Here is a 24,116-nt window from a genome sequence, read left to right on the forward strand (position 1 = left end):
GTTAAAATCATTAACTTAGCGTAGAAGCTAGCATCTGGTTATAAGACATGAATAATGTGATTGAATTAACACTTTCTGTGTTACAGACTCATTTGTTAAAGTAATAAGGTTTGTCATTTCATCATCAGGAAGGTGTGTTTTGTTTGGAAGTCGTTTTGCGGATATCAATCTCAAAGGAGATATGTTTGGCGGTGTCACTACAGCCATCATCTCACTGCCTTTAGCGTTAGCATTTGGTGTTGCTTCTGGAGCGGGTGCGGAAGCGGGCTTATGGGGCGCCATTATGGTCGGCTTATTTGCAGCCATATTTGGCGGCTCCAGCAGTTTGATATCAGAGCCTACCGGACCCATGACGGTGATCATGACGGCGGTGATGACTAGCATGGTCGCTAAATATCCTGAAACTGGCATGGCAATGACCTTTACCGTCGTGATGATGGCGGGTGCATTTCAGATATTACTTGGGACACTAAAGCTCGGTAAATACGTTACTTTGATGCCATATAGCGTGATCTCCGGCTTTATGTCGGGCATTGGCGTTATTCTGATCATCTTACAGCTTTCTCCTTTGTTAGGGCATGCTGCACCATCTGGTGGAGTGATGGGCACACTTTCTGCGTTGCCTGATACCTTGGCCAACCTGAAAATAAGCGAACTGTTTTTAGGGGCACTAACGCTCGGTATCCTTTTTGGTTTTCCTGCTAAATACCGTAAGTATGTCCCTGCACAATTGGTTGCCCTAGTTGCTGTGACCCTATTGTCGGTCATTATTTTCGATACTGATTCTATTCGTCGTATTGGTGAAATCCCGGCTGGCTTACCTTCTTTAGTTATTCCAACGATTAGCCCTGAACTGTTCACGACCATGGTGATTGATGCCTTGGTGTTGGGTACGTTGGGTTGTATCGATACGCTGCTTACCGCTGTGATAGGGGACTCATTAACCCGTAAAGAGCATGACTCTGATAAAGAGCTTCGTGGACAGGGCATCGCCAATATGATTTCTGGTTTGTTCGGCGCTTTGCCGGGCGCAGGTGCTACGATGGGTACGGTTACGAATATCCAAGTAGGTGCTCGTTCGCCACTTTCAGGTGTTATTCGTGCATTAGTTCTGGCGCTGGTGGTATTAGTCGCGGGTGGTTTGACCGAACCGATCCCAATGGCCGTGCTCGCGGGTATCGCGATGTATGTAGGTTTTAATATTCTTGATTGGAGTTTCATTCAGCGCGCACACAAGGTGAGTTATGCGGGCATGGGCGTGATGTATGGTGTGATGCTTCTTACCGTATTTGTTGATTTGATTATTGCTGTTGGTCTTGGTGTCTTTATATCGAACATCCTGATTATTGAACGTTTGAGTCGTGAGCAAGCCAGACAAGTAAAGTCCATCAGTGATGGTGATGACGAAGACGATATCCCGCTGACGGACAGTGAACGTCAGCTGTTAGATACCGCTAACGGTAAGGTGTTGTTCTTCTATCTTTCTGGGCCGATGATCTTCAGTGTTTCGAAGGCGATATCGCGTCAGCACTCAAGCATCTCTGACTATGAAGCTATGATTCTAGATTTAACGGATGTGCCTATGATTGATGTGACCGTTGGCCTAGCGCTTGAGAATGCCATCAAGGATGCGCTAGATGCACAGTGTGAGGTGTACTTGTTGTGTCCAAACGAGAATACCCGTCAGCAGCTAGAGAAATTCCACGTGATTGATTTAGTGCCGGAGTCCAACACTTATCGATTCAGATATGAGGCGCTCACTGCCGCTACGAGCTATGTCGATAGAGATGAGCATCAATTCGAAACGGTTTAGTCATAAGTAATTTTAGTTAAACTCTGTTTGGGCTTTCGCCAATACAATCGAATTTATTTATAAAGATAAAATGCCGTTAAGCGAATGACTTAGCGGCATTTTTATATCTACAGATAACAAGACCGCTCGCCCCCTAAAAAAGAAAGTATCAATCGATGTTTGTGTTAATCGTCAATCAACGATAAACTTGCTTGCAAAATGGTCGAGTAAACAAGTTTTGGGTTAGTGTTCAGCTAGCTCGTTTTAAGTTCTACTCTCTTCCTCATACTCGATCATCAACATCTATCTATCGCAAATGGCAGTCTATCTCTATGTATGCATTAGAAATTGAGCAATTAAGAAAAACTTATGCTGGGGGCTTCGAGGCTCTCAAAGGCATCAGTGTACAAGTGAAAAAGGGCGACTTTTACGCGCTCCTTGGTCCAAATGGTGCAGGTAAATCGACCACCATTGGCGTTATTTCCTCTCTCGTGAACAAAACCTCAGGCAAGGTTAGAGTGTTTGGGTATGACATCGATACTGATCTTGAGTTAGCAAAGCAGAACTTAGGATTAGTGCCGCAAGAGTTTAACTTCAATCCTTTCGAAACCGTTGAGCAAATTGTTCTTCAACAAGCGGGTTACTACGGTGTGCCGAAGGCTTTAGCTAAAGAGCGTGCGAAAAAGTACCTATCTCAACTCGATTTGTGGGAAAAGCGTGGCGAACGTGCGCGTAACTTGTCTGGTGGTATGAAGCGTCGTTTGATGATCGCTCGCGCACTGATGCATGAACCTCATTTGCTGATCCTTGATGAACCAACAGCGGGTGTTGATATTGAGCTGCGTCGTTCGATGTGGGAATTCCTGAAAGAGATCAACGAGAAGCAGGGCATTACCATTATCTTGACTACGCACTACCTAGAAGAAGCGGAAATGCTGTGTCGTAACATTGGTATCATCAATCGTGGTGAGCTGATTGAGAACACAACCATGAAAGCGCTGTTGGGTAAATTAAGTGCTGAGACCTTTATTCTTGATCTTGAAGAGGGCACTGCAGAGCCTAAGCTTGATGGCGTGAACAGCCAAGTCATGGTCAATGGCTCGCTAGAGATCGAAATCGACAAGAACTTAGGCTTGAACGCTATCTTTGCTCAATTGACAGAGCAACAGGTAAAAGTCCTTTCTATGCGTAATAAAGCGAACCGTCTAGAAGAGCTATTTGTGAGCATCGTGCGTGAGGGGAGCAAGTAACATGCATAAATTATATTGGACAGCTTTTTGTAGCTTGTTGACCAAAGAGGTGAACCGATTCACTCGAATTTGGGTGCAAACACTGGTTCCACCTGCAATCACTATGACGCTTTACTTCATCATCTTCGGCAACCTGATTGGTGCTCGTATCGGTGAAATGAACGGTTTTAGTTACATGGAATACATTGTGCCGGGATTGATCATGATGTCGGTGATCACCAACTCATACTCTAACGTCGCTTCGTCGTTCTTTAGTGCGAAATTTCAAAAGAACATTGAAGAGTTACTCGTAGCCCCTGTTCCTAACTATGTGATTATCGCTGGTTTCGTGATGGGTGGCGTGGTGCGTGGCTTATTAGTAGGTACCATCGTAACCTTCGTATCGCTGTTCTTTGTTGACCTGCAGGTCGAGCACTGGGGTGTGATCATCGCGACGGTATTTTTGACCTCGATAGTCTTTTCTCTTGGTGGTCTGATTAATGCGGTATTTGCCCGCACGTTCGATGATATTTCTATTATCCCAACGTTTATTCTAACACCGCTGACATACCTTGGCGGCGTGTTCTACTCAATCAGTCTATTGCCTGAGGTTTGGCAGAGCGTGTCGAAATTGAACCCTATTGTGTACATGGTAAACGCGTTCCGTTATGGCTTCTTGGGTGTGTCTGATGTGGGTATCGTGACGTCATTCAGCGTACTAGGTGTGTTTATTGTGGTGTTATATGGCATTGCACACTACCTAGTGACAAAGGGCATCGGCTTACGTAGTTAATATATTGCTGATAAAGCTCTGAATGACACGCAAAGAAAAAGGTCGATATTACATCGACCTTTTTTGTGTTCTGCGTTTTGTGCTTTTATTTCGCCTTTAGAGCAGGGAGCGATTACTCCGCTGTTTCTTCTTTCACTTCTTCTTTCGTTTCCGTGACCAAATCGAGAACTTGGTTGTCGATAAGACGAGTCTTACCTAGGAAAGCTGACATCAAGATAACGGCCTGAGTCGATTCTGAAGTGATGGCTTGTAGCGTTTTAGCATCGCAAATGAAAATCTCATCAGGTTGCAGGTCTGCAGCACGAAGTTGGTCAGTTGCGTCTTCAATGACAGATGCGTAATCGTCACGGCCGCCACGAATAGCACTACTGATCCAACGCATAGTGCGAGCAAGCACAGGTGCGCGCTGGCGCTCGTCGATAGTCAGATTGCTATTGCGAGAGCTCATCGCAAGTCCATCCATCTCACGAACGGTTGGTACGCCGATAATTTGGATATCTAAAGCAAGATCCGTTGTCATGTGACTAATGACCGCAAGCTGTTGGAAGTCTTTCTCACCGAAGCATGCAAAGTCTGGCTGAACGATATTAAATAGCTTAGCAACAATTGTAGCCACACCACGGAAGTGGCCTGGGCGAGATGCTCCTTCAAGCATGTGCGAAATACCAGGAACCTCAACAAACGTCTGTTTATCTAGTCCATCTGGGTACATCACTTCTGGCGTTGGCGTAAACACAAGCTCAACACCTTCGCCTGTTAGTTTGCTTAAATCAGCTTCTAACGTTCGAGGGTAATTGTTCAGGTCGTCAGCACGGTCAAACTGCATTGGGTTAACAAAGATGCTCACCACAACAATGTCTGCTAATTCACGCGCTTTCTTTACCAGCGTCAGGTGGCCTTCATGAAGGTTTCCCATTGTTGGTACAAAAGCAACGGTACGTCCATCACGCTTAAACTGTTTAATCTGCTCGCGAAGAGCCGCTATTTCAGCAAAAGTTTGCATAGTAACTCCTAAGCTATTGTATGAGCTTCATCAGGGAAACGCGCGCTCTCTACTTCTTCTTTGTATAGAGCGACCGCTTTACGCATATCGCCCGTTTCAGCTAAGAAATTCTTAGAGAACCTTGGCATATAAGTCGCAGAGATACCGAACATGTCATGCATCACTAAGATCTGACCATCGGTAACGTTGCCTGCGCCAATACCAATCACTGGTACATCGCAAGCTTCAGTAATGCGTTTGGCTAATGATGCCGGAACACATTCAAGTAATACGATTTGAGCGCCAGCATTTTGCAGAGCTAGCGCGTCAGCAACCATTTTGTCCGCTTGCTCATCGTCACGGCCTTGAACTTTGTAACCACCAAAGATGTTCACTGATTGAGGTGTTAACCCTAAGTGAGCACAAACGGGAACAGCGCGCTCTGTTAGCATCTTCACGGTATCAACCAACCAGCTTCCGCCTTCGATTTTAACCATGTTTGCACCAGCACGCATTATGGTTGCAGCGCTCTCACAAGCTTGCTCAGGTGTGGCATAGCTCATGAACGGCATATCAGCCATAAGAAGACAGTTTGGGCTACCAGCACGCACTGAGCGAGTGTGGTAAGCAATTTCGTCGACTGTCACTGGCAATGTGTCAGTTTGGCCTTGTAAAACCATGCCTAGTGAATCACCGACAAGTAATACAGGAATCTCTTGGCTTTCGAATAATTGAGCAAAGCTCGCATCATAAGCTGTCGACGTCGCGAATTTACGGCCTTCTTGTTTGCACTTGATAAGGTCGTTAATGGTTACTTTTTTCATTGGGTTTCCTTAATGCGCTTGGCTATTGTTGCCAAACATTGAGCCCATTTTGATCGACTACTTTGAGTAGTTCGTTCAGCTCAGTCCCATCAGGGAGTTGTAAACTTGGTGCGATTTCAGCAAGCGGGTAGAGTACAAACTCTCGTTCTTTCATTCCATAATGAGGAACGGTTAAGCGCTCTGAATCGATCACCTCATTGCCGTAAAGCACAATGTCGAGATCCAAGGTTCTTGGTCCCCAACGTTCGTCTTTACGGACGCGCCCTTGCTCTAACTCGATTTTTTGAGTGCAATCAAGCAGTTCAATTGGCGTTAATTCGGTTTGGATTGCCACTACCGCGTTGATGTAGTCGGGTTGATTTTGCGGCCCCATCGGAGTGCTACTATATAGCTTGGAGGTCGCAATAAACGTTGATCGCGGTAGGCTTTTTAGTGTTTCGATAGCCAAATTTGCTTGGCTAACTGGGTCGGCAAGGTTGCTGCCGACCGCAATATAAGCCGTTATCATTCGGATTGCTTACTTTTTTTATTACGGTAAGTCTTACGGCGACGATGACCTGATTTTGATGGTGCAGCAACGTCATTAGCCATAGCTTGGCGCATATTGCGACCGGCCGTTTGATAACGCTCCCACCATTTTGCCAACTCTTTGGTTTCGCCACCCTCGATTTCGCCACGCATTTCTAGGAAGTCGTAGCCTGCACGGAATTTGTTCAGTTCCATTAGGCGTACAGCACGTTTACCGTTGCGACGTGGAAGTCGAACTTGCAGCTGCCAAATTTCACGAATAGTCGCGGTGTGACGACGAGGAATAGCAATCGACTTTACTTGCTGATCAAGGATGATGTTGCTTGCTTCCATGATCGCATCGTAGTGCGCCATGCCTTGTTCAGCGACTAGTTTGTCCGCTAGCTTATTCATTGGATACCAAAGAATTGCAGCAAACATGAAGGCTGGATTTACTCGCTTGCCATCGTCGATACGAAGGTCAGTTGAATCGAGTACTAAATCAAGCATCTGCTCGGTATGAGAATCATAACCTTCAGTGAAGTGCTCAGCCACGGCTGGGAACATCTGTTGGAATAGATTGTACTCACGCATTAAGTGGTAAGTTTCTAAACCGTGCCCTGATTGCAGTAACTTAAGTGATTCTTCGTAAAGACGCGCAGCTGGAATATCTTTTAGAAGGTGTGCTAACTCTTCGATTGGGTCGGCAGTATCTTCTTCAATATCGAAATCTAGTTTAGCGGCAAAACGCATTGCGCGAAGCATACGTACCGGGTCTTCACGGTAGCGAGTTTCTGGATCGCCAATTAAGCGGATCAGCTTGTCTTCTAAATCTTCCACACCACCCGCGTAATCGTGAATGCTGTAGTCTGCAATGTTGTAGTACATCGCATTAATAGTGAAGTCACGACGCTCTGCATCTTCATCAACATTGCCGTACACGTTATCGCGTAGCAACATGCCTTCATCAGATTGCGCAGACACGTTTTTCGATGGCTCTTGGTGGTGACCACGGAAAGTTGCAACTTCGATGATGTCGCGACCAAACATGATATGTGCCAAGCGGAAACGGCGGCCAATTAGGCGGCAGTTTCTAAACAGGTTTTTGATCTGTTCTGGCGTAGCGTTGGTTGCGATATCAAAATCTTTTGGTTGAGAACCCAATAAGATGTCGCGCACACCACCACCGACTAAAAATGCATCAAAACCCGCCCCATTTAGGCGATATAATACTTTTAGTGCGTTGTCGCTGATCTGCTTGCGTGAAATATTGTGCTCTTGACGAGTATAAATATTCAGTGCTAATTCGTGGAATCCGCGTTGTTCGCTTGGGGTATTGTCTTTTGTATTCATTAGTTTAGAACAAAGTAGGTATCGCCAACTTTGTTTTTCTCTTAGTCCAAAGTGGTAGTGCAGAGTTTAATTGCGGCTAATAATAGCTTAGCGCGAGCCATTTGAGAACATCGTCTGCTTAACCACAGTTATTGGTTATGGCATTTTTATGTGTCGTTTTTGCTATTTAGCTCTGAACTCGGGTTAATCACGGTGTTCTTTTTGTAAACTATCAGGCAATTGAGCAATGCTCCATTGCTGGCAGCCCCAAAACAAAATCTCGTCAATTGAAGCACTCAAAAGGGCTTCGGTGATATCAAAACCTAAGAATCGCATCGCGTTAATTAGCGTCGGTTTCGGATTGTCGAGATCTATCGCAGTTGCATGATTTTGTTTTGACAGTTTATTACCCAAGCCATCGGTTGCCAATGGTAAGTGCAAGTAACTGACTGTTTTTTGTTTGAGTGTTTTATATAAACTAATTTGACGACCTGTTGGCTCAATCAAATCCGCTCCTCGTACAACTTCTGTGATGCCTTGGTCGATATCATCGAGCACGACTGCCAAGTTGTAAGCGAATAAGCCATCTCGACGCTTTATGATGAAATCTTCTTCAGCCAGTGCTTTTGGTATATGTATTTCACCATGGCGAATGTCGGTAAACGATTCAATAGGGTGTGCCATCAGTAAGCGAACGGCTTGGTCACCTGAACCAATTAACTCAGCCTTACGGCAAGTTCCAGTATAAAAGCCGCCAAGGGCTTTGATCTGTTTACGAGTGCATTGGCAATAGTAGGCTTGGTTATCGGCTACCCATGCATCTATTTGAGCTTGGTACAAATCATGACGCTGGCTTTGATACACCACATCGCCATCCCAAAATAGATGATAAGCCTCAAGTGTTTTGAGGATGAGTTCTGCAGCGCCAGCCATTTCTCTTGGTGGATCAAGGTCTTCCATACGAACCAACCATTGTCCTTGGTGTGATTTCGCTTGAAAGTAGCTACCTAGTGCGGCAACCAGTGAGCCCAAATGAAGAGGACCTGACGGTGATGGTGCAAAACGCCCGATATAACTCATGAGTGAAAAACCTAGTCTGGATAGAACAACATTAACGGTTTGTTGGTATTGGTAGCTATTTGATAATGAGATAGCACGTGTTGAAAATAGCTTTCAATACAAACAAAAAAGGGAGCGAAAGCTCCCTTTTTTACATCAGCAAGAATTAACCTTGCATTTGTTTCTCTTTGATCTCTGCAAGTGTTTTACAGTCAATACAAAGGTCAGCTGTTGGACGAGCTTCAAGGCGACGAATGCCGATCTCAACACCACAAGAATCGCAGAAGCCAAAATCATCTTCTTCAATCTTATCTAGTGTCTTTTCAATCTTCTTGATAAGACGACGCTCACGGTCACGGTTACGTAACTCTAGGCTGAATTCTTCTTCTTGAGAAGCACGGTCAACTGGGTCTGGGAAATTCGCTGCTTCGTCCTGCATGTGGTGCACAGTACGATCAACTTCTTCCCTGAGCTGGTTGCGCCAAGCTGCTAAAATTTTTGTAAAATGTTCCGTTTGCTCAGGTGACATGTACTCTTCACCTGGCTTTTCTTGGTACGGTTCAACACCTGCGATGGCTAGGATGCCTAGCGCTTTTTTCTTAGATTCTGGCATACAGCATCTCCTATTTACACCTAGTCAACTGCAAAGCAGCTAATTTTAAGGCGGGTATCTATAGCAGAAAGATCTGGTTCTGGCAAATACTCTTATCCAAACTTGTAGTCAAAGTGATTACTTCATCATCTTTGTCTAGCTATTGATAAATTCAACAGCCTGTTTTAGTTGTATTTGAGTACTGCTGAGCTCTGCTTTATAGCAAAGCACTTCAACCCCAGCGTCTTGTGCTTGTTTTAGTAATAACGAATATTTGGCGTCTATATGGTGTGCTGCAGATACTTTTTCAATACCTGAATGTAAAACAGTGAATAAAAGTACGGCTCTATTTCCAGATTCTGCCATTTCTGTGAGTTCACGCAGGTGTTTTTGACCTCTGGTGGTGACCGAGTCAGGGAAAAAGCCTTGTCCTTCGGTTGAGGTGTCTTGCTTAGTTGACGTTTGTTGCTCGTCGAGCAAAGTGACACTTTTTACTTCGATATAACAAGATGGCTTTTCACTGTCTTCCAGCAGAATATCAATTCGACTATTCTCACTGCCATATTTCACTTCAGTTCGTAAAGCGTCATAGCCTAAGAGTTCAACTATAGTCTTATTTTCAATTGCTTCCACTGCTAGCTGGTTCGCTCGCGCAGTATTTACACAAATTCGATGACCTTTATCTGTTTCTGAGATCTCCCAACTGTTTGGGTATTTTCGCTTTGCATTATCTGAGGTTGAATACCAAACCGTATTACCGGGTGTGGCGCAGCCAGTCATGGCTCCAGTGTTCGCACAGTGAATGGTACGCACACTGTCGTCAGGCAATGTGATATCAGCAAGAAAACGTTTATAGCGTTTAATAAGAGTCGCTGGCTCTAAAGGGGGATTGAAGTGCATATTACTTATTTAGACAGGTGGGTTTTTATGTACAATGTTGCCAACATTACACCACAAGGTTCTCCCATTGCCACAACTGCCCATAGAAGCTGTGATGCCAGATCTGCTCGCTGGCGTAGAAACACATACTCAACTTATTCTAAAGGCTGCTCCCGGTGCGGGTAAGTCAACATTTTTCCCTCTGCAGTTGGTTAAGGCCAATGCTGTTAAGGGGAAGATTATCATGCTCGAACCAAGGCGTTTAGCGGCTAGGAATATTGCGACTTATTTAGCGAGTCAATTGGGAGAGAAGGTGGGAGAGAGCATTGGCTTTAGAGTTCGTGGTGAATCTATAACCAGTAGTGCAACGCGTTTGGAAATCGTCACCGAAGGGATCATGACCAGAATGATCCAAAGCGATCCTGAATTGACCGGGGTGGATATGGTGATCTTTGATGAATTCCACGAACGCAGTATTCACGCCGATACTGCATTGGCGTTTAGCTTAGAGATCCAAGAAGCGCTGCGAGATGATCTCAAGGTGATCGTGATGTCAGCGACATTGGATCAGCACGCGCTGCAATCTTTGTTGCCTGATGCCAAGTATGTTGAATCACAAGGCCGTACTTTCCCTGTCGATTTCCGTTATCAGCCGTTAAGCTCGAATGAATATTTAGCACCTAAAATGGCCAAGGTGATTCAATCTCTGATAGAGAAAGAATCGGGCTCACTTTTGGCTTTCTTACCGGGTGTCTCGGCGATAAAACAGGTTGAATCACAGCTTGGAAAACTTGCTAGTGATATTGATGTGTGTCCGCTGTATGGCCAATTGAGTTTTGAACAGCAACAGAGAGCCATTGCGCCGTCAAAACAAGGTCGCCGAAAAGTGGTGTTAGCCACTAATATTGCGGAAACCTCTTTGACGATTGAGGGGATTCGTTTGGTGGTCGATTCGGGATTGGAACGAGTAGCAAAGTTCGATCTTAAAACCGGTATTACCAAGCTTGAACAAGTGAAAATTTCACAATCTTCAGCTGAACAAAGAGCGGGGCGTGCAGGGCGAATTGAAGAGGGCTTGTGTGTTCGCTTATACAGCGAGGCACAGTTGATGCAACAACCCTCTGTTCCAGAACCTGAAATCCTTCATTCCGATCTCTCTTCGCTGGTGGCTGAATTGACGCAATGGGGAGCAAGCAGTGCCGATGAGCTTCATTGGTTAGATGTTCCGCCACAGGCATCGATTGAGCAAGCGACAGAACTGTTACAAGAGCTTGATTTATTAGATAGTAATGGGCGATTTACTCCGGTCGGTAAGCAAGCCCAGCGCTTAGGTATTGAGCCACGTATCGCCAGTATGTTGGTCAAAGCGCAACAAAACAGCCAAGCCTTGTTGAATGTCGCGATTGTCGCTGCCGCTTTACTCGAAGAGCCTGAACGTAACGTGACGGATATTCAGCACTCGCTACATCGACTTAAGCAAAGAAAGCACTCGAAAAACAGTGTTGTGATGCAGCGAGCGAAAAGTCTCGCCAGCAAACTCAATCATCACTTAGATTTGTCACAACTCGATGAATCATTGCTACCATTAGTGCTTTGCTTGGCCTTTCCAGACCGAATTGCCCAATCGAGAAGTTCGAGTGGCTGTGCATTTCGTCTTGCCAATGGCCATGGAGCCGAGGTTCGTGATGATGATCCATTGGCAAACAACGAATACATCGTGGTGATTGATTTGATGCGTACGGCAGGGCGAGCAAGTCAGATATTTTTAGCGACGCCGATTGATATTGTGCAGCTAGAGACTTCATTTTCCGGTCTTTTCACACGCGAAAATTATGCGGATTGGGATGAAAAACGCGGTCGCTTGGTTGCTGAGGAAAGAGTATTACTGGGTAAGCTAATTATCAGCACTAAACCTTTGCCGGAGCCTGATTCCGATCAGATAAGTCAAGCGTTGTTGAATTATATCGCTCGACGTGGACTTGAAAGTTTAAATTGGACGGCTTCTGCTAAACAGCTGGTTGAACGCGTGCGCTGTGCTGAGTTATGGCTGCCCGAACAGCAATGGCCTCAAATGGATGAAGCGAGCTTATTGCGTCACCTTGATGAATGGCTTTTACCTTATCTGAATGGTATTAAGTCGGCAAAAGGACTGATGAGTATCTCGGTCGAGCAAGCATTGTCGGCTTATCTTGGCTGGCCTCTTAATCAAGAAATTGATCAATGGCTACCTACGAATTACCTGATGCCAACAGGCAGCAAGAAGTCGATCCGATACCAATATCAATCTGAGCCAATGATCTCTGTTCGAATGCAGGAAGTCTTTGGTGAGCAAGATTCACCCTTGATTGCCCAAGGACGTAAAAAGGTGGTGCTTGAGTTATTGTCGCCTGCACAACGACCACTGCAAATCACTCAGGATTTAGCTGGCTTTTGGGCTGGCGCGTATAAAGAAGTTCAAAAAGAAATGAAAGGCCGTTACCCCAAACATCCTTGGCCGGATGACCCTGCTAATCATGTAGCAACCACTAAAACTAAACGACAGTTGAACCGATGATGACCAAAATGTTAACGCCGAAAAAGGCACCACCTAAAAAAGCGCCAGCAAAAAAGTCACCAGCGACCAAAGCCAAGCCAAGAAAGCCTAGAGCAGCAGCGAAGAAAGGTAAGGCAAAGGCCAAGAAAACGGGCAACAGAGGTTGGTTGAAGACGCTATGGGGCATCGCTTGGAAGATGGGTTTAGCGACGGCAGCTCTGTTGTTGTTTGTTGGGATCTATTTGGATTCGGTGGTTAAGCAGCGTTTTGAAGGTCAGCTGTTTGATTTGCCAACCGTTGTTTATGCTCGTGTGTTGGATCTCTCTCCGGGTACAGCCGTTAGTTTGGTGCAAGTCAAAAATGAATTGGATGTGCTGAATTACCGTAAGGTGAATTCTCCTCGTCACCCTGGTGAGTACTCTTCTTCTTCAACCAAGATTGAAATGATTCGTCGTCCGTTCGAGTTTGTCGATGGGCCAGAAGCGGATCGTCATGTGATGTTGCACTTCAATGGCAACGAACTAACTCGTATCCAGTCGCTAGAGAAGAAAGGCGATATGGGCTATCTGCGTGTTGAACCGAAAATGCTTGGCATGCTTGAAAAAAGTAACGATGAGCAGCGCTTGTTCTTAAAACGTAATCAGTTCCCAGAAGTGATGGTTGATGCATTGCTGGCAACCGAAGACCGAAATTTCTATCAACATGATGGTGTATCGCCGTTAGCGATAGCGCGTGCCATGGTGGTCAACGTTAAAGCTGGGCGAACGGTACAGGGTGGTAGTACCCTGACTCAACAATTAGCCAAAAACCTATTCCTATCCAGTGAACGTACCTTGTGGCGTAAAGTTCGTGAAGCGTATATCGCGTTGATCTTGGATCATCGTTATAGCAAAGATCGTATCTTAGAAGCGTATTTGAACGAGGTTTACCTTGGGCAGAATGGCGGTGAAGCGATCCACGGTTTCGGCTTGGCATCTCGTTTGTATTTCGGCCAACCGATTCAAGAACTTAGAATTGATCAGCTAGCCTTATTAGTGGGTATGGTTAAAGGCCCATCGTATTACAATCCAGTTCGTTACCCTGAGCGTGCAAAAACACGACGTGATTTGGTTCTGCGTTTGTTGATGCAGCAAGACATATTGACACCTAAGCAGTATGAAGAAGCCGCGAGTCGTGATCTGGATATTCAAGACAACCCGCGTATTGCCAGCCGCCAACCCGCTTATTTTCAGCAGGTTAATATTGAGTTGAAGAAATACGTAGGCGATCGATTTGAGGCTCAAAAAGGCATCAGAGTCTTTACTTCTCTTGATCCTGTATCCCAAGACAAGCTGGAAAAATCGATAGCACGTAAGGTGCCGGAATTGTCTAAAACGGCGGGCAATAAGCTCGAAGCGGCTGCGATTGCCGTTGATAGAAATACTGGTGAAATCCGAGCGATGGTCGGCGGTAAACGCACGGGTTATGACGGTTTTAACCGCGCACTGAATGCAAGTCGCCCTATTGGTTCTTTGGTGAAGCCCGCTATTTATCTGACAGCATTAGATCAACCTCAGAAGTACACGCTTGCCACAACCTTGATGGATACACCGCTGAGCTTGAAGGGCAGTAAAGGCAGCGTGTGGAGTCCTCGAAACTTTGACCGTAAGTTCCGTGGAGACGTGCCTTTGTATGTGGCGCTTTCTAAGTCTTATAACGTACCAACGGTTCGCTTGGGCATGCAGTTAGGTATCGATAGTGTTTCCAATACGATTGAGAAATTGGGTGTCGATAAAAACGAAATTCGTCCAGTACCATCGATGTTCTTGGGTTCATTCTCGCTGACACCTTTCCAGGTTGCTCAGATGTACCAAACAATTACCAACTCCGGCCGTATCGCGCCATTGTCTGCGCTTCGCTCTGTGATTGATAGTGAAGGTGAGGTGTTGTATCAATCGATTCCTCGAGTTTCACAAAGCGTTGATCAACAAGCGGCTTGGTTAACAACGTATGCGATGAAGCGTGGAGTATCTGAAGGTACTGGTCGTTTCCTACAAGGTCAGTTTGCATGGGCTGGGTTAGCCGGTAAAACCGGTACCAGTAATGACAGCCGAGACAGTTGGTTTGTGGGTGTTGATGGTCGTGAAGTAACGACCATTTGGTTAGGTCGAGATGACAATAAACCGACTAAACTAACAGGTTCTAGTGGTGCGTTGCGTGTTTACGCCGATTACCTGAAACAGAGAACGCCAGAACAGCTATTGTTGCCTTGGCCAACAGGAATTGCGACCGCAAGCTTTACTCGAACTTCTGAAGGGTCATTAGAGTTTGACTGTGATGGTACGGTCAAATTGCCGGTTTGGGATGAGAGTGGCAGCATTAAAAAGGGCTGCGAAAGTCAACCAAAACAGTGGCTAAAGAAGCTTTTTCAGTGGTAAAGTCATAACAGAAAAGAATGACAAGGATAGTTTAGATAATGATTTCTCGTTGGTTAGTGAGTGGCTTAGGTATTGTCGGTACTGTGATCAGTTTTCAACTGTTTGCAGCTACTGCAGCACAGGTTGATTCATCAGAACATGTTGAACTTAAAGAAGCTCATAAAAGGCCAACCGTTGCTGTCGTTCTCGCTGGTGGAGGCGCTAAAGGTGCAGCCCACATTGGCGTGCTTAAAGCCTTAGAAGAGATGCAAATTCCGGTTGATTACATTACCGGTACCAGTATGGGCGCTTACGTTGGTGGTCTTTATGCGACAGGGATGAGCGCAGATGAGATCGAGAGCTTTATTTATACGGTGGATTGGAATCGCGGCTATCGCGATCGCGTTAACCGTAGTGATCGCCGTGTGCGTGACAAAGAGTATGAAGATCGTTATCAACTGAATACCGACCTCGGTTTAGGTTGGGGTGAAATCAAAGCCAGAAAAGGTGTGGTTCAAGGCCAGAATATGTTGCGTATCCTGCGTGAGACCACCGGAAATCTATCTTCATTTGACTCTTTTGATAACCTTGCTATCCCATACCGCTCTGTAGCTACCGATATTATTGAACTTGAAGAAGTAGTTATTGACCATGGTCATCTCGTTGACGCCATGATGGCGAGTATGTCAGTACCAGGAGCGCTTCCACCTTATGAAGTCGACGGACGAATGCTGGTCGATGGTGGTGTTACCAATAACATGCCTGTGGATGTTGCCCGAGCGATGGGTGCAGACATCGTCATTGCTGTTGATATCAGTACAAACTACAAGAGCAAAGAAGACTTCACTAACTTTCTTGCTGCCGCAGACCAACTCTCTAATTATCTGGTTCAACGCAGTACCCAAGATCAAGCCGCGACGTTAACAGACCATGATTTCTTCCTACGTCCTGATGTTGGGGAAATGGAAACCACAGAGTTCGATAAAATGCCGACGGCTTATCATGCTGGGTATGAAGCGACTAGGCAGTACACAGAGCAACTTTCTAAGTTGTCGCTCTCGAATGCAGACTACCAACACTATATTGATGATAAGCAGAAGGCTCGCAGACAGTTGAAGCACGGTGATAAAACCGTGATCGACAAAGTGGTTATCAATAACAATACCCATTACTCAGATAAGCTGATTGAAAACCGCTTAAATCTCGATGCTGGTGAGGTTCTGAAAACCAGTGAAATCGAATCTAAAGTACAAGATCTCTATGCATTAGATAGGTTTGAACTCGTGACTTATGAATTTGATACGGTTGATGGTGAAGAACAACTTCATGTGGATGTGAATGAGAAGTCGTGGGGCCCTAACTACCTTAATTTCCGATTCTTTCTTGAAGACGATTTCTCTACCACAAGCCAATACTCGATCGGTCTCTCGGCCAATTTTACCGACATTAACTCACACGGTGCTGAGTTAAGAACGAATGTAGAGATGGGTACGGATAAACGAATTGAGGCGGAACTTTACTCGCCATTCTTTTCTAGTCATAAGTTGTTCACCTCAGCATCGGTTGTTTACAGCAAGGAAAACAGAAACCTGCCAGCAGGTGAGGGCGAGATCGGAGAGCCGACATTAGATGCGACTAAAGATTATGTCCCACTGACTTATAGTGAATATGTCGGTGAATTGGCTTTAGGCTATCAGCCTACGCTGTGGCAAGAGTTGAAATTTGGTGCTCGTTATACTGATGGGGATTTTGAGGTTTCTTCGCTACCATCTTTTGGTAAAGGAGCGTATACACGTATAGGCGGATTTATTAGTTATCGACTCGATACTTTAGATAATTTTAGTTTGCCAACGGAAGGTTACTTTGTTGATCTTGAGTACCTTGTTTCTCATGATGATTTTGAGGACAACACGTCTGGAGATAGCCCGGAGCTAGCGGCTGAAAGCGATACTGTTTACGAGTTTTCGGCTAATTTCATGGCTGCGAAAAGCTATGAAAGGCATACTTTAGTCGGAAAGGTAGATTACGGCATTGTAGAGAGTAAAAACTCGGTTTTCCCTATCGACCCTAAAGAGCTAGGTGGTTTCCTTAACCTATCCGGAATCCCAAGAAATAGCTTAATCGGTCAGAACTTAGCGTACACCAGTCTGATCTATCGATATAAGTGGTTTGAAAATGACTTCGGTCTCTTTGAATCACCGTTCTACGTGGGCGCATCCATTGAACATGGTGGTGTCTGGTCGAACAATGATTTAAGGCTTGATGAAGCGCCAATGTACACAGCAGGATCTGTGTTCGCGGGTGTGGATTCGCCAATTGGACCAATCATATTAGCTTATGGACGAACTGAAGATAACTTCGACTCGGTTTACTTGATTGTAGGAACCTCTTACAAATAATCATGCGTAGAGTCGTCATTTAAGTGCGTAAATAGGCAAAAATAGTGGGACTTTCGTCTTAACTTGCTATGTTGGTCAAAATGATAAGATTTTAATTTAACGTTAAATTTGCTATTCTGTCGCCCACAGTTTGGCCTCTATGACGCCGCTCATCAATATAAATTGAATGACAAAAATGGCAATGGAGAGCCAAGTTTCCAAGGATGTTCGCTTCTTTATTTTACTAATAATTACCAATGTAAAGAAGGAACCGCAATGAGAGGAAAAAGTCGTGCTTGAAGCCTACCGTAAACACGTCGCAGAGCGTGCTGCCGAAGGAGTTGTTCCTAGACCATTAGATGCTGAACAAGTAGCAGGCCTAGTTGAACTTTTAAAGAACCCGCCCCAAGGTGAAGAAGCTGTTATTCTTGACCTACTAGAAAACCGTATTCCACCAGGTGTAGATGAAGCTGCTTACGTTAAAGCGGGCTTCCTAACGGCTATCACTAAAGGTGAAGTTGAATCTCCACTAGTAAGCAAAGCAAAAGCTGCGGAACTACTTGGCACAATGCAAGGTGGTTACAACATCGAATCTCTAGTTTCTCTACTGGATGATGCAGAGCTTGCTCCAATCGCTGTTAAAGCACTTTCTCATACTCTACTGATGTTTGACGCATTCTACGACGTAGAAGAAAAAGCAAAAGCTGGCAATGCTTCTGCTCAGCAAGTTCTTCAGTCTTGGGCTGATGCTGAGTGGTTTACAGCTAAAGAGAAAGTAGCGGAAAAAATTACCGTTAAAGTATTTAAAGTCACTGGTGAAACGAACACCGATGACCTATCTCCAGCGCCAGATGCATGGTCACGTCCTGATATTCCGGTACACGCAAAAGCAATGCTGAAGATGGAACGTGATGGTATTACTCCTGATGAGCAGGGTAACGTTGGTCCAATTACTCAAATTGAAGAAATGCAAAAAGACGGCATTCCACTGGCTTACGTTGGTGATGTTGTTGGTACTGGTTCTTCACGTAAATCAGCAACAAACTCAGTACTTTGGTTCATGGGCGAAGATATTCCATTTGTACCAAACAAGCGTACTGGCGGTGTTTGTCTTGGTGGTAAAATTGCTCCGATCTTCTACAACACAATGGAAGACTCAGGCGCGCTACCAATTGAGCTGAACGTACAAGACATGAACATGGGTGATGTGATTGATATCTACCCTTATGAAGGTGTTGTTCGTAAAGACGGTGCAGATATCTCAAGCTTTGAGCTAGGTAAAGTTCTTCTAGATGAAGTACGTGCTGGTGGTCGTATTCCACTGATCATTGGTCGTGGCTTAACGGGCCGTGCTCGTGATGCGCTAGGTCTAGCTGAAACCGATCTGTTTGCTAAGCCAATCGACCCTTCTGCTTCTGATAAAGGCTACACGTTAGCTCAGAAGATGGTAGGTAAAGCGTGTGGTGTTGAAGGTGTGCGTGCGGGTCAGTACTGCGAACCTAAAATGACAACAGTAGGTTCTCAAGATACTACGGGTCCTATGACACGTGATGAGCTGAAAGATCTGGCTTGTCTTGGTTTCTCAGCAGATCTTGTGATGCAGTCTTTCTGTCACACATCTGCATACCCGAAACCAGTTGATGTAAACACTCACCATACACTGCCTGATTTCATCATGAACCGTGCGGGTGTTTCACTTCGTCCAGGCGATGGTGTTATCCACTCATGGCTAAACCGTATGCTTCTGCCTGATACTGTTGGTACAGGTGGTGACTCGCATACTCGTTTCCCTCTAGGTATTTCATTCCCTGCAGGTTCTGGCTTAGTAGCATTTGCTGCAGCAACAGGTGTTATGCCTCTTGATATGCCTGAATCAATCTTGGTTCGCTTTAAAGGTGAAATGCAGCCGGGTATCACGCTACGTGACCTAGTACATGCAATTCCTCTTTACGGTATCAAGCAAGGCCTACTGACCGTTGAAAAAGCCGGTAAGATCAATGAGTTCTCTGGTCGTGTACTAGAAATTGAAGGTGTTGACCATCTGTCTGTTGAGCAAGCATTTGAACTTTCAGATGCATCTGCTGAGCGTTCTGCTGCTGGTTGTACTGTTAAGCTTTCTCAAGAGTCTATCGAAGAATACCTGAACTCGAACGTCGTTATGCTTAAGTGGATGATCGCTGAAGGTTACGGTGATGTTCGTACTATTGAGCGTCGTATTACGGCAATGGAAGAGTGGCTCGCGAACCCTGAGTTGCTTGCTGCTGATTCAGATGCTGAATACGCTCATGTTATCGAGATTGACCTTGCTGACATCGATCAGCCAATCCTATGTGCACCAAACGATCCAGATGATGCTCGTCTTCTTTCTGACGTTCAAGGCACTGAGATTCAAGAAGTGTTCATCGGTTCTTGTATGACCAACATCGGTCACTTCCGTGCTGCAGGTAAGATGCTTGAAGAGTTTAATGGCTCTTTGAATACTCGCCTATGGGTTGCTCCGCCAACTAAGATGGATAAAGACCAACTAACAGAAGAAGGCTACTACGGCATCTTCGGTCGTGCTGGGGTTCGTATTGAAACTCCGGGTTGTTCATTATGTATGGGTAACCAAGCACGTGTTGCTGACGCTTCGACGGTTATGTCGACGTCAACACGTAACTTCCCGAACCGTTTGGGTAATGGTGCGAACGTTTACCTAGCTTCTGCTGAGCTTTCTGCTGTTGGTGCGATTCTTGGTCGTATCCCAACGAAAGAAGAGTACTTAGCGTACGCAGAGAAGATTAATGCAACCGCTGCCGATACTTACCGTTACTTGAACTTCCATAAAATGGGTCAGTACACGGACAAAGCAGACACGGTTATCTTCCAAGAGCCTGCGTAAGCACGGTTAATGGATTGCGATAAAGTGCCGACTGCGCTGCAGTAAAGCACTCGCTGCTAATACAACGCCTTCTCTTTGTGAGAGGGCGTTTTTGTTTCTGGGTTCTAACGGTTCGTTTGAGGTTGAATAAGTCATACCAATCGTAGTAAATAACTGGTCAGCCTAGCTGGTTAAAACGCTCAATAACTGCGTTATAATTTTTGATTGTAGAATAACTACTTATCGAAACTTCTTGTCGAAAAGAGCCGCCTTGTTCTCAAGCCTTTTTCCTGCGCTATTTCTGAACACTTACTTACTGTGATTGGTATCAGGCTCGATCTCCAATAGACTTCGCTATATACTCTCGCCTCATTTTTGCCACATCCTCTTTATTGAATCCTCTTTTTATTAGAGCTTTGGAGCCTTATGGAATTCGAATTTACTAGAAACACTCTGATGGGTGAATACTATGTGAAATGCAGCATGGGTCATGAAATTGTTGGCCGCTGGCTTCAAGAAGAGATCGGCAAAGATAAGCAAAAGCTCGATCACGTGATGGCGCTTATTGAGCGTTCACGTTTGGATCTGAATAATGAAGTTACTTTACTAGGCAAAGAGATCAGCCTAGCGATCAATGAAGACGACGTTACCATTCAAGAAAATGTACTAAGGCATGAGCAAGAGATGGAAGAGGGTAGTGAGTTCGATTTCTATAATTGTGAAAGCGAAGCAAGCTGCGGAATCGATGATTTTGAGTTGCTAATCGAACGTTGGATTGATTTTTTAGGTTACTAATCATTGATGGCTTTGCATCATGAAAGCTTCGTTGCCCAAAACTAGAGCAACGACAGTGCAACGCATTAAGATAGTGAAAAGGTCGCACCATATTGGTGCGGCCTTTTTCGTTTCTAAAGTGCTATTGTTTCTATTTTGTTTAAATTCAATAACTTAAATTCCTGGCACGCTACTTGGATTATAAAAAGAGTATTAACGGATTAAGTGAAGAATTTAAGGAAAGAATATGAAATTAATAAACGCCATAGTTAAACCATTTAAGTTAGATGATGTTCGAGAAGCGCTCTCTGATGTCGGTATTGAAGGTATGACAGTTTCTGAAGTGAAAGGATTTGGTCGTCAAAAAGGACACACTGAGTTGTATCGTGGTGCGGAGTACCAAGTTGATTTCCTACCAAAGGTAAAGTTAGAAATTGCAACCCAAGCTGAAAATGTTGACCGAGTTGTTGAAGCGATTAGCCAAGCGGCACACACCGGAAAAATCGGCGATGGCAAAATTTTTGTGTATGACCTAAGCCAAGCCGTACGAATTCGTACCGGTGAAATGGATGCTGAAGCACTTTAAAGAATTACAAGGACTGGAGACTTTAATATGGAACTTACAACAACAGTAACGGAACTACGTTACGCACTAGACACTTTTTTCTTCCTCATTTCAGGTGCGTTGGTAATGTGGATGGCTGCAGGCTTCGCGATGTTAGAAGCTGGCCTCGTTCGCTCAAAGAACACCACAGAAATTTTAACTAAGAACATTTGTTTGTACGCGATTGCTTGTACCACTTTCTTAGTCGTTGGTTACAACATTATGTATGTCGATAACGGCGAAGGTGGCTGGTTACCGTCATTTGGTACTCTGATTGGTACTCAAGGTGAAGGTGCAGACCATTCATTAGAATCAGATTTCTTCTTCCAAGTAGTATTCGTTGCAACAGCAATGTCTGTGGTATCTGGTGCGGTTGCTGAGCGAATGAAACTTTGGTCATTCCTTATCTTCTCTGTCGTGCTAACAGCGTTCATCTACCCAATGGAAGGTTACTGGACTTGGGGCGGTGGTTTCCTATCAGAAGCAGGTTTCAGTGACTTTGCTGGTTCAGGTATCGTACATATGGCTGGTGCTTCAGCAGCGTTAGCGGGTGTGCTTCTACTGGGTGCTCGTAAAGGTAAATATGGTAAAAACGGTGAAATCTACCCGATTCCAGGTTCAAACATGCCACTGGCAACGCTAGGTACATTTATCCTTTGGTTTGGTTGGTTCGGTTTCAACGGCGGTTCTCAACTTATGGTCTCTGACTTTGAGAACGCGACAGCGGTTGGCCAAATCTTCCTTAACACTAACGCTGCAGCAGCAGCAGGTGCGATTGCAGCACTACTAGTATGTAAAACAACTTGGGGTAAAGCTGATTTAACAATGATTCTGAACGGTGCGTTAGCTGGCCTAGTAGCAATCACTGCAGACCCTCTATCTCCATCACCACTATTTTCGGTAGCGATTGGTTCTGTATCTGGCGCGTTGGTTGTATTCAGTATCATTGCTCTAGATAAAGCTAAGATTGATGATCCAGTGGGTGCTATCTCGGTTCACGGTGTATGTGGTTTCTTCGGTCTAATGGCTGTGCCACTAAGCAATGCTGATGCAACATTTGGTGCTCAACTACTGGGTGCAGCAGTTATCTTTGCATGGGTATTCGGTGCTAGCCTAGCGGTATGGGCAGTGCTTAAAGCAACAATCGGTATTCGTGTCAGTGAAGATGAAGAACTTGAAGGTATGGACATGCACGATTGTGGTGTTGGTGCTTACCCTGAGTTTGTATCAGTAAAATAATCAACAGTAATCGCCTAATCTGAAATGGTTAGGCAGTACAAAGAAAACCCTGCAACGAATTGTTGTGGGGTTTTGTTGTATTTGGAGCTGAACATTGTAAGCGAGCTCGCCGTGACTACAGGCGCTATGTGAAAGCCTTATGACGGGCATAATTACTGAAATGCTTTGTTACAAAAGTGAGAGTTTAAATGGTCTGAGTAGACGGATTTTTTGTCGGTCGTCATTGTAATTATGTTAATGATGAATATAATAACGCAACTGATAGACATTATCATTTCGATATAAAGGATTTTAAAATGAAGAAACTGCTAACACTTTCAGCTCTAGCGTGTGGCGTAATTGCCCCAACAGCAATGGCTGCGGAAGAAGTAAATGTATACTCTTACCGCCAACCTTTCCTTGTTGAGCCAATGTTCAAAGAGTTCACGAAAGAGACTGGTATTAAAGTAAACGTTAAGTTTGCTAAAAAAGGTTTAGCAGAGAAGTTAGCTCAAGAGGGTGAATACAGCCCTGCTGATGTTGTGTTAACTGTCGATATTAGTCGTCTATCTGAGCTAACTAAACAAGGTCTAGTTCAATCAGTTGAAAGCGATGTACTTGAAAAGAACATCCCTGCTCAGTACCAAGATACTGCTAACGAGTGGTTTGCTCTAACAACTCGTACACGTAGCGTTTATTCTTCACGTGACCGTGTTGGTCGTCTAGGTGAAGAGTTCACTTATGAAGATCTCACTAAGCCTGAATTTAAAGGCAAAATCTGTACTCGTAGCGGTAAGCACCCATACAATGTTTCTCTCGTTTCTTCGATGATTGCTCACAAAGGTGAAGCTGAAACGAAAGAGTGGCTAGAAGGCGTAAAAGCAAACCTAGCACGTAAGCCTCAAGGTAACGACCGCGCTCAAGTTAAAGCGATTAAAGAAGGTCTATGTGATGTTGCTCTTGGTAACAGCTACTACCTAGGCAAAATGATTAATGATAAAGAGCAAAAAGCTTGGGCTGACTCTGTTTACATTAACTTCCCTAACCAAGAGACAACAGGTACTCACGTAAATATCTCTGGTATGGCAATGGCTAAATACTCTCCAAACGAAGAGAATGCGGTTAAGCTGATGGAATTCCTATCTGGTAACACTGCACAAAGCATGTACGCAGAAGTGAACTACGAATACCCAGTGAAAGCAGACGTTAAACCTTCTGAGCTTGTTGCTTCATGGGGCGAGTTCAAAGCAGATACTATTTCTCTAGATGAAATTGCAAACCACCACGCGGCTGCAATCAAGCTATTAGATGAAGTTAAGTTCGATCTATAATTTATTATTGTAGGCTTCGGCCCGCATAAAATT

The 24,116-nt window shown here is 44.8% G+C and carries 18 protein-coding genes; 11 read left to right on the plus strand and 7 right to left on the minus strand.

What is annotated here, in order from left to right:
• Positions 1-181: 181 nt before the first annotated feature.
• From BCT49_RS20000 to BCT49_RS20010, 3 genes are all read left to right on the plus strand, one after another.
• A complete protein-coding gene (locus tag BCT49_RS20000; RefSeq protein ID WP_198595885.1) occupies positions 182-1,813 on the plus strand; it encodes a SulP family inorganic anion transporter in 1,632 nt (543 codons plus the stop codon).
• A 311-nt stretch (positions 1,814-2,124) separates the two neighbouring features.
• The gene (locus BCT49_RS20005; protein ID WP_102437807.1) at positions 2,125-3,042 is read left to right on the plus strand and encodes an ABC transporter ATP-binding protein; all 918 of its coding nucleotides are present in this window, start codon (positions 2,125-2,127) and stop codon (positions 3,040-3,042) included.
• 1 nt (position 3,043) lies between these two features.
• On the plus strand, positions 3,044-3,814 hold the full coding sequence (locus BCT49_RS20010; protein ID WP_102437696.1) for an ABC transporter permease: 771 nt from the start codon (positions 3,044-3,046) through the stop codon (positions 3,812-3,814).
• Positions 3,815-3,926: 112 nt separating this feature from the next.
• Here the strand turns inward: BCT49_RS20010 and panC are convergent, their stop codons facing one another.
• From panC to sfsA, 7 genes are all read right to left on the minus strand, one after another.
• The gene (gene panC, locus BCT49_RS20015) at positions 3,927-4,817 is read right to left on the minus strand and encodes a pantoate--beta-alanine ligase (protein ID WP_017106898.1); all 891 of its coding nucleotides are present in this window, start codon (positions 4,815-4,817) and stop codon (positions 3,927-3,929) included.
• A gap of 8 nt (positions 4,818-4,825) precedes the next feature.
• Positions 4,826-5,620: a 3-methyl-2-oxobutanoate hydroxymethyltransferase gene (panB, locus tag BCT49_RS20020; RefSeq protein ID WP_102437698.1), complete on the minus strand. Its 795-nt coding sequence runs from the start codon at positions 5,618-5,620 to the stop codon at positions 4,826-4,828.
• A gap of 22 nt (positions 5,621-5,642) precedes the next feature.
• Positions 5,643-6,128, minus strand: a complete 486-nt coding sequence (gene folK / locus BCT49_RS20025) for a 2-amino-4-hydroxy-6-hydroxymethyldihydropteridine diphosphokinase (RefSeq protein WP_017106900.1) — start codon at positions 6,126-6,128, stop codon at positions 5,643-5,645.
• Entirely contained in the window at positions 6,125-7,480 is a 1,356-nt protein-coding gene (pcnB, locus tag BCT49_RS20030; RefSeq protein WP_102437700.1) for a polynucleotide adenylyltransferase PcnB, read from the minus strand. The genes folK and pcnB overlap by 4 nt, the downstream gene beginning before the upstream one ends.
• A gap of 183 nt (positions 7,481-7,663) precedes the next feature.
• Positions 7,664-8,539 (minus strand): tRNA glutamyl-Q(34) synthetase GluQRS, encoded by an 876-nt coding sequence (gluQRS, locus tag BCT49_RS20035; RefSeq protein WP_102437702.1) that lies wholly within the window; start codon positions 8,537-8,539, stop codon positions 7,664-7,666.
• 145 nt (positions 8,540-8,684) lie between these two features.
• Positions 8,685-9,131 carry an RNA polymerase-binding protein DksA gene (dksA, locus tag BCT49_RS20040; RefSeq protein ID WP_017108728.1) on the minus strand — a complete coding sequence of 149 codons (447 nt, stop codon included), beginning with the start codon at positions 9,129-9,131 and terminating at the stop codon, positions 8,685-8,687.
• Positions 9,132-9,266: 135 nt separating this feature from the next.
• The gene (gene sfsA, locus BCT49_RS20045; RefSeq protein WP_102437704.1) at positions 9,267-10,010 is read right to left on the minus strand and encodes a DNA/RNA nuclease SfsA; all 744 of its coding nucleotides are present in this window, start codon (positions 10,008-10,010) and stop codon (positions 9,267-9,269) included.
• Positions 10,011-10,104: 94 nt separating this feature from the next.
• Here sfsA and hrpB point away from each other — a divergent pair, with 94 nt between their 5' ends.
• The 8 genes from hrpB (at position 10,105) to BCT49_RS20085 (ending at position 24,083) form a co-directional block, all read left to right on the plus strand.
• Complete coding sequence (gene hrpB / locus BCT49_RS20050) at positions 10,105-12,543, plus strand: ATP-dependent helicase HrpB (protein ID WP_241908108.1); 2,439 nt, start codon at positions 10,105-10,107, stop codon at positions 12,541-12,543.
• A complete protein-coding gene (mrcB, locus tag BCT49_RS20055; RefSeq protein ID WP_102437708.1) occupies positions 12,540-14,939 on the plus strand; it encodes a penicillin-binding protein 1B in 2,400 nt (799 codons plus the stop codon). Before hrpB ends, mrcB begins: the two co-directional genes overlap by 4 nt.
• Before the next feature lie 38 nt (positions 14,940-14,977).
• Entirely contained in the window at positions 14,978-17,317 is a 2,340-nt protein-coding gene (locus tag BCT49_RS20060) for a patatin-like phospholipase family protein (RefSeq protein ID WP_102437710.1), read from the plus strand.
• A 271-nt stretch (positions 17,318-17,588) separates the two neighbouring features.
• Complete coding sequence (acnB, locus tag BCT49_RS20065; protein ID WP_102382984.1) at positions 17,589-20,177, plus strand: bifunctional aconitate hydratase 2/2-methylisocitrate dehydratase; 2,589 nt, start codon at positions 17,589-17,591, stop codon at positions 20,175-20,177.
• Between the two features lie 405 nt (positions 20,178-20,582).
• Positions 20,583-20,951: a YacL family protein gene (locus BCT49_RS20070; RefSeq protein WP_102437712.1), complete on the plus strand. Its 369-nt coding sequence runs from the start codon at positions 20,583-20,585 to the stop codon at positions 20,949-20,951.
• Between the two features lie 226 nt (positions 20,952-21,177).
• Positions 21,178-21,516, plus strand: a complete 339-nt coding sequence (gene glnK, locus BCT49_RS20075; protein ID WP_004738200.1) for a P-II family nitrogen regulator — start codon at positions 21,178-21,180, stop codon at positions 21,514-21,516.
• Positions 21,517-21,543: 27 nt separating this feature from the next.
• Positions 21,544-22,773, plus strand: a complete 1,230-nt coding sequence (locus tag BCT49_RS20080) for an ammonium transporter (RefSeq protein ID WP_017106910.1) — start codon at positions 21,544-21,546, stop codon at positions 22,771-22,773.
• A gap of 296 nt (positions 22,774-23,069) precedes the next feature.
• Positions 23,070-24,083 (plus strand): Fe(3+) ABC transporter substrate-binding protein, encoded by a 1,014-nt coding sequence (locus BCT49_RS20085; protein ID WP_017106911.1) that lies wholly within the window; start codon positions 23,070-23,072, stop codon positions 24,081-24,083.
• Positions 24,084-24,116 lie beyond the last annotated feature (33 nt).

Source organism: Vibrio lentus (assembly GCF_002875945.1).
In the GTDB taxonomy this organism is placed as follows: Bacteria; Pseudomonadota; Gammaproteobacteria; order Enterobacterales; family Vibrionaceae; genus Vibrio; species Vibrio apostichopi.

What these genes read in the sequence shown, in the direction of transcription:
- BCT49_RS20005 (WP_102437807.1), top strand. Translation starts at nt 2,125, where the DNA reads ATGTATGCATTAGAAATTGAGCAATTAAGAAAAACTTATGCTGGGGGC.
- BCT49_RS20080 (WP_017106910.1), top strand. Translation starts at nt 21,544, where the DNA reads ATGGAACTTACAACAACAGTAACGGAACTACGTTACGCACTAGACACT.
- sfsA (WP_102437704.1), bottom strand. Translation starts at nt 10,010, where the DNA reads ATGCACTTCAATCCCCCTTTAGAGCCAGCGACTCTTATTAAACGCTAT.
- BCT49_RS20010 (WP_102437696.1), top strand. Translation starts at nt 3,044, where the DNA reads ATGCATAAATTATATTGGACAGCTTTTTGTAGCTTGTTGACCAAAGAG.
- BCT49_RS20070 (WP_102437712.1), top strand. Translation starts at nt 20,583, where the DNA reads ATGGAATTCGAATTTACTAGAAACACTCTGATGGGTGAATACTATGTG.
- folK (WP_017106900.1), bottom strand. Translation starts at nt 6,128, where the DNA reads ATGATAACGGCTTATATTGCGGTCGGCAGCAACCTTGCCGACCCAGTT.
- BCT49_RS20000 (WP_198595885.1), top strand. Translation starts at nt 182, where the DNA reads ATGTTTGGCGGTGTCACTACAGCCATCATCTCACTGCCTTTAGCGTTA.
- hrpB (WP_241908108.1), top strand. Translation starts at nt 10,105, where the DNA reads ATGCCAGATCTGCTCGCTGGCGTAGAAACACATACTCAACTTATTCTA.
- panB (WP_102437698.1), bottom strand. Translation starts at nt 5,620, where the DNA reads ATGAAAAAAGTAACCATTAACGACCTTATCAAGTGCAAACAAGAAGGC.
- glnK (WP_004738200.1), top strand. Translation starts at nt 21,178, where the DNA reads ATGAAATTAATAAACGCCATAGTTAAACCATTTAAGTTAGATGATGTT.
- dksA (WP_017108728.1), bottom strand. Translation starts at nt 9,131, where the DNA reads ATGCCAGAATCTAAGAAAAAAGCGCTAGGCATCCTAGCCATCGCAGGT.
- BCT49_RS20060 (WP_102437710.1), top strand. Translation starts at nt 14,978, where the DNA reads ATGATTTCTCGTTGGTTAGTGAGTGGCTTAGGTATTGTCGGTACTGTG.
- panC (WP_017106898.1), bottom strand. Translation starts at nt 4,817, where the DNA reads ATGCAAACTTTTGCTGAAATAGCGGCTCTTCGCGAGCAGATTAAACAG.
- pcnB (WP_102437700.1), bottom strand. Translation starts at nt 7,480, where the DNA reads ATGAATACAAAAGACAATACCCCAAGCGAACAACGCGGATTCCACGAA.
- mrcB (WP_102437708.1), top strand. Translation starts at nt 12,540, where the DNA reads ATGATGACCAAAATGTTAACGCCGAAAAAGGCACCACCTAAAAAAGCG.
- gluQRS (WP_102437702.1), bottom strand. Translation starts at nt 8,539, where the DNA reads ATGAGTTATATCGGGCGTTTTGCACCATCACCGTCAGGTCCTCTTCAT.
- BCT49_RS20085 (WP_017106911.1), top strand. Translation starts at nt 23,070, where the DNA reads ATGAAGAAACTGCTAACACTTTCAGCTCTAGCGTGTGGCGTAATTGCC.